This is a genomic window from Pseudomonas fontis (assembly GCF_028656955.1).
GTDB lineage: Bacteria > Pseudomonadota > Gammaproteobacteria > Pseudomonadales > Pseudomonadaceae > Aquipseudomonas > Aquipseudomonas fontis.
The window spans coordinates 71938-84820 of record NZ_JAMDGY010000104.1 but is presented as its reverse complement, the minus strand read 5'-3'; the positions used below and the strand labels follow the sequence as shown (position 1 = coordinate 84820).

At 63.7% G+C, this 12883-nt stretch carries 5 protein-coding genes; 4 read left to right on the top strand and 1 reads right to left on the bottom strand.

Features of this window, described 5'->3' with window-relative positions; all coding sequences use genetic code 11:
- Positions 1–58: 58 nt before the first annotated feature.
- Positions 59–4147, bottom strand: a complete 4089-nt coding sequence (locus M5G11_RS24750) for a bifunctional nitrate reductase/sulfite reductase flavoprotein subunit alpha (RefSeq protein ID WP_273912798.1) — start codon at positions 4145–4147, stop codon at positions 59–61.
- Between the two features lie 658 nt (positions 4148–4805).
- Between M5G11_RS24750 and nirB the strand changes: the two genes are divergently transcribed.
- The 4 genes from nirB (at position 4806) to M5G11_RS24730 (ending at position 12877) form a co-directional block, all read left to right on the top strand.
- Positions 4806–7358: a nitrite reductase large subunit NirB gene (gene nirB / locus M5G11_RS24745; protein ID WP_273912799.1), complete on the top strand. Its 2553-nt coding sequence runs from the start codon at positions 4806–4808 to the stop codon at positions 7356–7358.
- Positions 7358–7732 carry a nitrite reductase small subunit NirD gene (nirD, locus tag M5G11_RS24740; protein WP_273912800.1) on the top strand — a complete coding sequence of 125 codons (375 nt, stop codon included), beginning with the start codon at positions 7358–7360 and terminating at the stop codon, positions 7730–7732. Before nirB ends, nirD begins: the two co-directional genes overlap by 1 nt.
- A gap of 259 nt (positions 7733–7991) precedes the next feature.
- Positions 7992–9821 carry a S1 family peptidase gene (locus M5G11_RS24735; protein ID WP_273912801.1) on the top strand — a complete coding sequence of 610 codons (1830 nt, stop codon included), beginning with the start codon at positions 7992–7994 and terminating at the stop codon, positions 9819–9821.
- Positions 9818–12877 carry an AAA family ATPase gene (locus tag M5G11_RS24730; protein ID WP_273912802.1) on the top strand — a complete coding sequence of 1020 codons (3060 nt, stop codon included), beginning with the start codon at positions 9818–9820 and terminating at the stop codon, positions 12875–12877. Before M5G11_RS24735 ends, M5G11_RS24730 begins: the two co-directional genes overlap by 4 nt.
- The last annotated feature ends 6 nt before the right edge of the window (positions 12878–12883 follow it).

Genomic DNA, 12883 nt, shown 5'->3' with positions numbered 1-12883 from the left:
GGTCGGGCGGTTTTGTTGCTGAGCGAGCAATAGCCGTGCCGGAGCACCGGGCCGGCGCTCAATACACATCGCGCAGGTAGCGGCGCTCCTTGCTCATGCCACTGACATACAGGGCCGCCTCGCCGCTGCTCATCCTGCCGTGTACCTGGACGATCTTTTTCAGCACCGCATCGACATCCTTGGCCATGCGGCTGGCATCGCCGCACACGTAGACATGCGCCCCTTGCTCCAGCCAGCGCCAGAGCTGTGCGCCTTCTTCGAGCATGCGTTGCTGCACGTAGATTTTCTCGGCCTGATCGCGCGAGAACGCGGTGTCCAACCGGCTGAGCAGGCCGCTGCGCTGCCAGGCGCGCAGTTCCTGGTGATAATAAAAGTCGCTGAGTACCCGTTGCTCGCCAAAGAACAGCCAGTTCTTGCCAGTTCCGCCCATGGCTTCGCGCTCTTGCAGGAAGGCCCGAAACGGCCCAATGCCGGTGCCTGGGCCAATCATGATCAGCGGCAATTGCGGGTCCTGCGGCAGGTGAAAGTGCGTCGAGCGCTGGAGAAAGATGCGCACCGGCTGGCTTGCACTGCGGTCGGCAAGAAAGCTTGAACAGACCCCGCCACGTGGCTGCCGGGCATGCTCATAACGCACGGTAGACAGGGTGATGTGTACCTCGTGCGGGTTGACCCTGGGGCTCGAAGAAATCGAGTACAGCCGTGGCTGCAAGGGCTTGAGCAGGCCGACCAACTCGTCGGCGCTGAGGCTGACCGGGTGTTCGCGCAACAGGTCGAGCAGTTGCCGCCCCCACAGCCAGCCTTTGAGCGGGGCCGGGTTGTCGTCGCTGAGCAGGGTATGCAACAGCGAACCGGCACACCGCTCGCTGACCCACTGCAACTGCTGCGCCGTGATGCGGGCGATCTCCAGGTGGTCTTGCAAGGCTTCACGCAGGGGCATGGCGGGCTGGTCTTTCAACTCAACGCTGAGCGTGCCGTCCAGTTGCAGGGTATCGAGCAGGGCGCTGATGTACTGCGGGTCATTGCTTGGCCAGATGCCGAGGGCATCGCCGGCCTGGTAGGGGAAGTCATGGCCCTGTAGATCGAAGGCGATATGCCGGGTCTCTTTTTCCGCCCCGGGGCCGTTGAGCAATTGATTGTGCAGCACCCGGGTGCGCAGCGGGCTGTGGCGGCTGTAAGGGCTGCTTTCTGCGCGGGCAGGGGGTGCGGCCGTGGTCGGCGTGCTGCTCGCCAGTTCGGCGCAAATACGCGCCATCCAGCGCTCTGCCGGCACCTGGTCATCCGGCTCGCATTCCAGGCGTGCCTGCAAGCGTTCGGCACCCAGCGATGCCAGGCGCTCGTCCAGCTTGCGGCCAAAGCCACAGAACTGGTCGTAGCTGGAGTCACCCAGGGCCAGCACGCTGTAGCGGCTGTTGGCCAAGGCTTGAGTTTCGGCGCCTTGCAAGACGCTCCAGAAGCCGCTGGCATTGTCGGGCGGGTCGCCATCGCCAAAGGTGCTGGTCACCAGGAGCACGCCGGCAGCGCTTTTCAGGTCGTCCAAGCCGGCTTCGTCCATGGCTTTCAGGCGGGCAGTGTGGCCGGCGCTGCTCAGGCGCTGGGCCAGGGTCTGCGCGAGGGTTTCGCTGTTGCCGGTCTGCGAACCCCAGAGCACCAGCCAGTGCGTGGAGTTGGCCAGGGGCGCCTGGGCGAGGGCAATATCGTCCGCGTCTGAGCGAGAAAACAATCCCGCCAGCAGACCGTTCAGCAGCAGGCGCTTGTCGGCAGGCAAGGGGGCGCAAGCGGGCAGGGTGGGCACGCCGAGCGGTTGACGCTCAGCACTGCGCAGGCCGAGCAGGTAACCCTGCAGGTAGACCTGCTCATCCGCGCTCAGTTGCACCTGTACAGGGATGTCGAGGTTGAGCGCGCGGGCGAAGGCCTCGATCTGTTGCGCGCTGGAGGGGGCAGTGCCGGCCAGCGACGGTTGGTGTTGCTGCGACAGTGGTTCAGCGGCAATGGCCTGAAGGCTGACGGCGCAAAACTTGAACGCCGGTTGCAGGGACGTGGAGTCGACGGCGTCACTGGTGATGGCGTTGACCGCGAGGTGCTCGCCGAACACGTCGTTCCAGTGGAACGGCGCAAAACAGTTGCCAGGCCGCACACGCTCACTGATGATGGCCGGCAACCGCGCCAGGCCCCGCCGGGAGCGGATCTCCACGCTGTTGCCTTCGGTGATGCCCAGGCGGGCGGCGTCGCTGGGATGGACCTCCAGCATGGGGCCGGGGTTGAGCCGGTTCAGGCTGGGCACCTTGCCGGTCTTGGTCAGCGTGTGCCATTGGTGTTGCAGGCGCCCGGTATTGAGCACCAGGGGGAAGGCGTCGTCAGGCAGTTCAGCAGGCGGCAGGTGAGGGCGGGCAAAGAACTGCGCCTTGCCGCTGGCGGTGGCAAAGGCCAGGGCCGGCTGGCTGCCGTCGGCCGCCACAGTGAGCTGTTGGCTGAGGCCGGTATTGAGGTAGCGCAGCGGGTTGCGCGCGGGGCTGTCGGGTGCAGCGCAGGGCCATTGCAGCGGCTGCTCGCGCAGGCGGGGGTAGCTGGCACCGCGAATGTCATAGCCGGTCTTGGGGTTCCAGGCGCGCTTGATCTCTTCGAACACCTCGGCGGCGCTGGCATAGCTGAAGGCCTCGGCAAAGCCCATGGCGCAGGCTACGCGGGCAATGATCTGCCAATCGGCCAAACTGTCGCCAGGCGGTTTCACGGCCTGCTGCATCAACGTCAGGTTGCGCTCGGAATTGATCATCACCCCCTCGGCTTCCGCCCACAGTGCGCCAGGCAGGAGGATGTCGGCGTAACGGTTGGTTTCAGTGTCCAGGTAGGCGTCCTGGGTGATCACCAGCTCGGCGTTCTGTAGCGCCTCGATGACCTTCTGCCGGTTGGGTACGCTGGCCACCGGGTTGCTGCAGATAATCCAGCAGGCTTTGATTGCACCGGCGGCCATGGCCTCGAACAGGGCCACGGTGCCGTCGCTACCTTCAGCGCGCAGGCTGTCGGGCGCGATTCCCCAGAGGTGCTCGACGAACGCACGGTCAGCGGCGTCAAGCGCCGAGCGCTGGCCCGGCAGGCCGGGGCCCATGTAGCCCATTTCGCGCCCGCCCATGGCGTTGGGTTGCCCGGTCAGCGAGAAAGGGCCGCTGCCCTGGCGGCAGATGGCGCCAGTGGCCAGGTGCAGGTTGCACAGGGCATTGGTGTGCCAAGTGCCTTGCACGCTCTGGTTGAGGCCCATGGTCCAGCAACTCATCCAGTTGGCCGCCTCGCCCAGCCACTGCGCAGCCTGACGGATGTCGCTTTCGGCAAGCCCGGTCAGCTCGGCCACCCGCTGCGGCGGGTAATCCTCGAGAAAGCCCGGCATGACCTCCCAGCCCTCGGTAAAGGCTGCAATGAAATCCGCGCGGGTATGGCCGTTCTTCACCAGCAAGTGCAGCAAACCATTGAGCAGGGCCAGGTCGCTACCGGCTGCGATTTGCAGGTACAGGTCGGCCTTGTCGGCAGTACTGGTGCGCCGTGGATCGACCACGATCAGCTTGGCCCCGGCCTTGACCCGATCGAGCAGGCGCAGGAACAGGATGGGGTGACAGTCGGCCATGTTCGCGCCGATCACCAGGAATACATCGCTGTGCTCAAAGTCGCTGTACGCCCCCGGTGGGCCGTCGGCACCCAATGACTGCTTGTAGCCGCTGCTGGCACTGGCCATGCAAAGCCGTGAGTTGGATTCGATGTGGCGGCTGCGCAAAAAACCCTTGGTCAGCTTGTTGGCCAGGTACTGCGCCTCCAGCGACATCTGGCCACTGACATACAGCGCCACGGCGTCGGGACCATGCTCGTCGATCACCGCTTGCAGGCGCTCGGCAGTGGCAGAGATTGCCTGGTCAATGCCGACCCGTACCGGGTCGCGCTGACGCTCATCACGCATGAAGGCATGCTCCATCCGCCCGCTGTTGGCCACCGGTTGGCCACAGGTGCTGCCCTTGGTGCACAAGCGGCCGAAGTTGCTCGGGTGCTGCCTGTCGCCCGTGACCTTGACGATCAGGTTGTTCTCTACCTGCATGACAATGCCGCAGCCCACCCCACAATAAGGGCAGACGCTACGCACGGTTTTGCTGCTGTTGCTGTCGGTCATCGCGCTTCCTCGCCAGCGCCGCCACCGGTGGGTTGTGTGGCGGCGGAAAACGACAAAGGCGCCGTGCTGCCCTTCGTTTTTCAACGGGGCTGCACGGCGCCTTTGTCGTGTCTGTTGCTGTTCGTGATGTGGGGTCATCGACGTTGACGACCTTTGCTTGAACAGACACAAAGCAATGCCCGCGCCAACTGCGGCGAAACTACCGGCCACGGGTGATCGCCCTGCGTTTGAGGGGCAATGCGTGCACATGAAATGCCGGGTGTTGTGGCGCCAGATTGGGGCTTGGCAGCCAATGTCGCACTGTTTTGGTACGGCTGGACGCCATGGCCGGGGTGTTCAGGGTGTGTTGCAAAGGCCGCTGAAAAACCCCTGATACGCCCCGCGGCCGGGCTCGCTAATGGGTCGGCAGGGGGCGGGGGAGCCAGCCCGATTGAAGCTGGCACAAGCGCTGCATAGGTGTAAGCAACTCACCGCAACTGAGCGAGTGAGACGCCCCGTCGATCAACGGCGATCGTTTGGCCAGCACAGGCCCGGGTGACAATGACGGTGTCAGGCCCAAGGGCCGGCCGCACGAACAGGCAAAGGCGCCTGGAACCTTCTGGTTCCAGGCGTTTTTTTTTGCTTTGAAATAACCGGATCGGCTTTGGCAGGTACATCTATGAACAGCAAGTTGGCGAGTGATCTGCAAAACCTGGTGGTGATCGGCAATGGCATGGTCGGCCATCACGTGGTTGAGCAACTGGTCGAACGTGGCGCGTTGGCGCGCTATCAGATCCATGTGTTCAGCGAAGAGCCACGGCGTGCGTATGACCGTGTCCACCTGTCAGAGTATTTCAGTGGACGCGATGCCGAATCCCTGGCGCTCGGCGCGGCGACGCTGTACCAGACACCGGGGGTGACCCTGCACCTGGGCGTGCCGGTTTTGGAGATCGACCGCGCGCGGCGCGAGGTGATCACCGCCGCTGGCTGCTTCCCCTATGCACAGGTGGTGCTGGCCACCGGTTCCTATCCCTTCGTGCCGCCCATCGAAGGCGCGGAGGGCGATTCGCGCCTGGTCTACCGCACCCTGGCAGACCTCGACACCATTCAGGCCGCTGCGAAGAACGCCCGGCGCGGGGTGGTGGTCGGGGGCGGCTTGCTCGGCCTGGAGGCCGCCAATGCACTCAAGTCCCTTGGCCTGGAAGCCCATGTGGTGGAATTCGCCCCACGGCTGATGCCGGTGCAGCTGGATGAGCCGGGTGGCCAGGCGCTCAAGGCGCGGATCGAGTCGCTGGGGGTGGGCGTGCACCTGGCCCGTGGCACCCAGTCGATCACCCCGGGCAGTGAGTATCGCTACCGCATGAACTTTGCCGGTGACGAGTTCCTCGAGACCGACCTGATTGTCTTCTCGGCCGGTATCCGGCCCCAGGACGCCCTGGCCAGGCAGTGCGCGCTCGGCCTGGGGGCACGGGGCGGCATTGCCATCGACAGCCAGTGCCGCAGCAGCGACCCGCACATCTATGCCGTCGGCGAGTGTGCCGCGTGGAACGACAGCGTCTTCGGCCTGGTGGCGCCGGGTTATCAGATGGCCCGCAGCGTGGCCGCGCAATTGTGTGGCGAACCGGCCGACGCCTTTGTCGGTGCGGACATGTCCACCAAGCTGAAGCTGCTCGGTGTCGATGTCGGCTCGATTGGTGACGCCCATGGCGCGACGGCCGGCGCACGCAGTTACCGTTTTATCGATGAGGCCAGCGGCAGCTATCGCCGCCTGGTGGTGTCTGCCGATGGCAAGCACGCCCTGGGCGCGGTGCTGGTGGGCGACAACAGCTACTTCGACACCCTGCTGCAATATGTGCAAAACGCGATCACCTTGCCGGCCGACCCCTCCAGCCTGATTCTGCCGTTGGGCCAGGCGGCCCCGGCGCTGGGCGTGGATGCCTTGCCGGCCAGTGCCACTGTGTGTTCCTGCCACAACGTCAGCAAGGGGGCGATCTGTTGCGCGATTGACGCCGGTTGCACCGACCTTGCCGGGTTGAAGTCGCAGACCCGCGCTGCGACCGGTTGCGGCGGTTGCGCCGGGCTGCTCAAGCAGGTGTTCGAGCATGCCCTGACCGCGCGTGGCATCAGCGTCGACAAGAGCCTGTGCGAGCACTTCGCCTATACCCGCCAGGAGCTTTACTCCATTGTGCGGGTGGAAGGTATCGAGACCTTTGAGCAGTTGCTGGCCCGCCACGGCAAAGGTCACCTGGGCTGCGCGGTGTGCAAGCCGACGGTGGGCTCGATTCTCGCCTCCTGCTGGAACCGGCAGATCCAGGAACCCTGGCTGGTGCCGTTGCAGGACACCAATGACACGTTCATGGCCAACATGCAGAAGAACGGCACCTATTCGGTGGTGCCGCGCATCCCCGGTGGCGAGGTCACTCCGGACGGCTTGATCGCCATCGGTGCAGTGGCGAAAAAGTATGACCTCTACACCAAGATCACCGGCGGCCAGCGTATCGACCTGTTCGGCGCGCAGTTGCACGAACTGCCGGATATCTGGGCCGAGCTGATTGCCGCCGGTTTCGAAACCGGGCATGCCTACGGCAAGTCCACGCGTACGGTGAAGAGTTGCGTGGGCAGCACCTGGTGCCGCTATGGCGTGCAGGACAGCGTGAAAATGGCCCTGTTGATCGAGGACCGCTACAAGGGCCTGCGCTCGCCGCACAAACTCAAGTTCGCGGTGTCCGGTTGCACCCGCGAATGCGCCGAAGCGCAGAGCAAGGACGTCGGGGTGATTGCCACCGAGAAGGGCTGGAACCTGTACATCAGCGGCAATGGCGGCATGCGCCCCCGGCACGCCGAACTGTTTGCCACCGACCTTGATGACGCCACCCTGATCCGCTACATCGACCGCTTCCTGATGCTGTACATCCGCACGGCCGACAAGCTGCAGCGCACCTCGGTATGGCGCGAAAGCCTGGAGGGCGGCCTGGATTACCTCAAGGCAGTGATCATCGAAGACAGCCTGGGCCTGGCTGGCGAATTGGAAGCGCAGATGCAGTTGGTGGTCGAGCGCTATGAATGCGAATGGGCCAATGCCCTGAAAGACCCGGAGAAGCTCAAGCGCTTCCGCACCTTCGTCAATGACCAGGCTGGCGATCCGGATATCCATTTCGTCAAGGAACGCGGCCAGCGCCGCCCGGTGCGCGCCGAAGAACTCACGTTGATTACCACCCAGGAGCTGGTCTGATGAACCCGACAAGTGCTGTAGCAATTGCCCGCCAACCTGCCTGGCGCCCCCTCTGCGGGCGCCAGGACCTGGTCGCCAATTCCGGGGTGGTGGCGCGCCTGGAGGGCGTCCAGGTGGCGCTGTTCTACCTGCCCGATGAGCCGGAAGGTGCGCGCCTGTTCGCCCTCGACAACCGTGACCCGAAGTCTGGCGCCAATGTGATTGGCCGGGGCTTGGTAGGCAGCCTGGCTGGGGAGCGAGTAGTCGCTGCGCCCCTCTACAAACAACACTTCCGCCTGCAGGACGGTACCTGCCTGGAATACCCGGAGCAGGCGCTGGCGGTGTGGCCGGTACGTTTGAAGGGTGATGCAGTAGAGATCGATCTGGGGCCATAGCAGTGACCGACGAGGTTGCCGCCGGGACGCTGCACGGATTGGCAACGTCCCGCATTTAGGGGGCACTCACCATATTTTTTACGCCTGCAGTTGCATTGTGCTATTACCTAAGGACCTCATCCGCAGTGCCCTCGGTTGTTGCACGTCGCTTACGTTGCCGTAGCAGGGAAGGATCCGGGAAGCACCAAGTACGGGCCACGCCGACAGCGCGGGGTACGCCTTGGCTGTATGGCTACAGTACGCGCCGGAGGCGGTATAAATGCCAGTATTGGATGAGCTTGCCCAGCAGTCGATGCCTGACGATGATGAGATCGTTAGCTTACTGCGAGACCCGCAGGGCTTCGCCCAGGCAGTCGAGGTGCTTGCACAGTTGCGGGTCGGCCGGGAAGAGGAAATTTCCAACGCGGCCGGTTTAAATGTTGCTGCGCAATTTGAGGGTAAGGAGCGTGCTACCTACTGGCTGGAAAAATTCAAGGCCTATGGCTGCCTTGAAACCTTCGTCATGGGGATGCGTGCGCGCAAACTGCTGCTGCGGCACAGTCCGCAGCCCATACAGGCTGCCAAGGAAAGTCTGTCTTCCTATGAGTCGCACAAACTGGCCGACTTCCTGATCAGGCTGGACTCCTTCCGCTGTGTGATTCAGGTTGATGGCGAGGTCAAGGGCTCAGGCATTCTGGTCGGCCCCAATTCTGTATTGACCGCCTGGCATGTCATCGCCAAGAAACAGCCGGGGGCAGTGCAGAAGGTGTTGCCGAAAATCCATGTGGTACTTGCAGACGGGCGCAAGATTGCGGTCGCCAAGCTGGCCGCCTCATCGCCGTGTGCTGACATTGAGTGGCCACCAAACGCAGGCCGCGCGCCGAATGATGACAATGAGGCCGTCGACCGCCACGATGTCGCGCTGCTGCACTTGTACAAGCCTGCTGGGATACACCTGAGCTACGCGACCCTGGCTTCACCGCCCTATGCCTTCAATGGGCCGGCAGGCGTCATGCTGGTGGGGTATCCAGAAGGCGAATGGCGCGGTGTGGAGTTTGCCAAGCTGCAACAGCTGGCGAACCTCACTGCCCGCTGGGGGTACAACGTAACCGACAATCGTCCTGGTTCGTCCGGTGGCGGCTGTTTCGACAACAACTTCTTCCTGGTTGGCATTCACCAGGGGCGCTGGCAGGGGTATGGCCGGCTGGTCCCGTTGATCTGCTTTCACCATCAGGTGCAACAGGCGATTGTCGACGATGAGGTACCACCACTGTTGTGGTCGCTCGATGGCTCGCCCCAGAGCAACCTGATTGTTGCCCGCGATGATTTCTTCATCGGCTACCAGGCTGCCATGCGCGGTCCACCGCGAGCGCGCGGGTTGTGGATCCGACGAATGGATCTGACTCACGGTGTGTCCGGCTTGCCATTTTCCTACCAGATACTCGCCAGCCTGGTGGAGCGCAGCCCCAGCACGCGCCTGATGCGGGTGAGCTTCGACACTATCGTGCATGACCTGCCACTGGAAATTGCCCGTCGCGCCGCACAGGCAGGGCTGACCGTGCAGGCACCGCTGGCACGGGCCGGGGCGGGCGTCGACCAGACCGAGCCGGAAGCGATGATCGCCGACCGAGCTCGGCGTATCGCCGTGTCGCTCAATGAGCAGGCTTACGCGCAGGGCATCCGCCTTTGGGTGTTCTTCGACCACCCGGCAGTGGTGTTTGGCGATGAGCCGCGCTGGGCATTGTGTGCATTTGTCGAGCAGGCAATGAGCCTGGACAACCTGCGCATTGTCCTGGCGGGCTTTGAAGCCATACAGATGCCCGGTGTTCAGTTTGATGCGCCCGGCGATGCCTTGGGCTCAGGCGCTCCTGGGTTGATGGTCGAATACCTGGGTGACCTCAATGCGCAGGATGTACGTCATTTCATTGACACCGCTACCCGAGATTTGAAACGCCCGATCAGCAGGGAGTATCTCGACGAATGGCTTGAGGAAGCGCTGGAAGATCTGCAGCCGGTCAATGGCCGCTATGACAGCCTTGTGCGCAGCACGATCGCCGAACGGCTGCAAAAGCGCCTGCAGAAACTTTGCCGCAGGGGAGCGCAGATATGAGCATCAACAAGGCTCAGGACGCCGTGGTGTTTGCCGCCCTGTCCGGGCCGTTCGACCCCGGCAAGGCATTGATGGCGATGAAAATTGCGTCCAAGCCCGTTGATTTCGCCATGCTGGCAACCCGCTTGGCCGATCTGTGCGACATCCGCCCGACCGATGCCGAGGACCTTTGGCTGCTGCGCACACCGACACGCCACACTCTGCTCGCCAACTTGAAAAAACAGGACCGGCTGGCTGCCGAGGTGGCAACGCGTCGCGGGCTCGATCCCGATGAGCAGACCCAGGACCTGCTGGCGGTATTGCTCGATCAGGCGCCACTGAGCCGTGCGCACATCAGCCAATGCCTGGAAGGCGCTACAGAGCAGGCAGAACTGGAACGGATAATTCTGGCGCTCGACCGGGCGGGAAGTTCTGCCCCCAGTCATGATTTGCTGCCGCTGGCCCGAGCAGCGCTGGGCAGCCTCGACCGTGCACAAAAGATGGAGCAATTGGCCGAGCGCGGCTTTTTTGGTCGGGAGGTAGAACTCGCGCAGATTGCCGCGTGGCTGGCGCAGCCGGCTACGCAGGGACCGGTGGGTTGCGTGTTCCTGACCGGGGCGCCGGGTATTGGCAAGTCGACGTTGCTCGGCGAGTCTGTCCGGCGGCTGTCCATGCACCATCGTCCGCTGGTCCTGCGCCTGGACTTCGACCGCGCCGGGCTCGATGTGCAGGACCTGCTTGGCCTGACCATGGAAGCCACACGGCAGATGGCGGAGCAGTTGCACGGCGATGTTGCGACCTTGCTCGATGCCAGGCTGAAAGCCGGGCGTATTGAAGACAAGCACTCGAAGGGCAAACAGTCGTTGCGCCAACAGTTGCCGCGGGCATTGGCGCGCAGCCTGGGCCAGGCGGTATTGGCCTCGGGTCGGCCAGTGCTGATAGTGCTCGATACCCTGGAGGTGCTTCGCAGTCGAGGTGAAAGCCATCCGGGTGCACTGTTTGCTTGGCTCGATCAGTTGATCGAACTCGGCGTGACGCCCCTGAGCGTGTTGGCGGCCGGACGGGGGGATGCGCTCGACAGCCTGCAGCCATCCCGGCATCAGCCATGGCGGCAGATCGAGCAGGTCGAACTGCGAGGGCTGGAAGAGGCCGCTGCCCTGGCTCTGCTGGACAGGCTCGGCGCACCAGCGCAGTGCCGCCAGGAGTTGCTGGAGCTTGCGCAGGGTAATCCGCTGAAACTGCGCCTGGGTGCAGAGATCGCCAGGCGACCCGGCGGCGAGCGTGTGCTCAGGCATCAACGTGATGAAGAAGTCAGCTCGGCCTTTCTCTACCGACTGCTGCTTTCACGCATCGATGACCCTCTTCTTAAAAAGCTGGCGCATCCGGGCCTGATCGTGCGCCGAATCAATGGCCAGGTGATTCGCGAGGTATTGGCGCCGGCGCTGGGGCTGGACAGCTTGAGCATTGAACGGGCTGAGGAGCTGTGCAACCAGTTGGCGACCCAGCACTGGCTGGTCGAGGCTGATCCCGGTGCACCGGGGTATCTCAAACACCGCAGTGATATGCGTGCATTACTGCTGCCGCTGCTGTACAGCGATGCCGCCGAGCTTTCGGCGCGAGTCGATGAGGCGGCGATGCGCTGGTTTACCAGGCTGGAGCAGCCTTGGGCGCGACGTGAGGCAATGTACCACCGGTTGCAGTTGAGCCGCAGGGGCACCGCGCTGCCGTCAATGTCAAGTCAGCTTGCCGCACAGTTCGACAGCCAGATGCTGGAGGAATTGCCGCGCCTGGTGGCGGACCGGTTGCGTAACCTGCGCGGCGAACGTAGTAGTGAGCTGCGTGGCGACTGGTCCAATGGCGACGGCGAGCATGACGCGGCGATCGTGCGCGAGAGCCTGACCATCCTCAAGCGCCAGGATTGGATCGAGGCCTCCTATCTAGTGCGCAGCGTTACCAACGAGGGTGGGCTGGACCCAAGCTCTCCAGCGGCTGATGCCCTGCGTATGCTGCTTTGGCGTTCCGGGCAATGGGCCGGGGCGCGGCATTGGTTGCAGGCGCGTGATCATATCCGCGCTGGCGATGACGACCTCCCGGACCTGCCGGCCGAGTTGGCGTTGGTCCGCCTGGAGATGCGCGCCGAGTTCGAGCCGAATCGGCTCCGCCTGAATTGGCTGAGATGGCGACCGGATATTGCCCGGCTGGACGAAGCCGCCATCACTGCCAGCGACGACTGCGCAAGCCAGGGGGCGTTGGCGTTGCTGCTCGGCAACTTGCCCGACCCTTACCATTTTCCGACGGGGCGCGAGGGCGAGAGCAACCTTGCGGCGGCAGCCAGTGAAATCTGGCTTGGCGTAAAGGGCGGGGAAGCACAGGTTGCCATGGAAGCCGGACATCGTCAGCTTGACCGTGTCGGGCCACAGGTACTGGCGCTGCATCAGGTTGAGCCAGGCCGGATCCTGTCGACGCTCACGCCGTACGCAAGTTTTGCCCGGCACTTGTCACTGCTGCCGGGGAAAAACGCGCTGGGCGAGTCGGCCCGGCACTTTGCCAATGCCCTTGACCACGCCGGTGGACTGTTCGATCTGAGCCATTCAATGCCAGCCCGGTTGGACACCGGCGACCCATTGGGGGCATTGACCGACATCGGCCTGTTCGCCGATTGGGCGCAGGCTTGTGCATTCATCGAGCGTGATGAAGACCTCGTGTTGATCGGCCGCGCGGCCGAACGCTGGCGGCGCACGATAGCGGGTGACTGGTCAATTGGTCGGCGTATTGGCCGCTGGCGTGCGATGCCACCGCTTGATCAGGTTGTCGAACGACGCCTGAGCATGCTGTTGGATGCGCCAGATAGCCTGCACCAGGCGCACTGGCAGTTGCAGGTATGGGATGAGGCAACACCTGGCCAAGCACTGCTGCCGACGTTGCGCCAACGTCTGGGCGACGTCGCCAAGGGCAGACTGCACGACCGGTCGAGTCCGGACACTGCCCGCGGCATTACCCGTCTCTTGCAGGCACGTGGCATACCCGCTTTGTTCGCGCCGGCATTGGCGGTTGTGATCCTGAACGCAAACTTGTGAAACAGG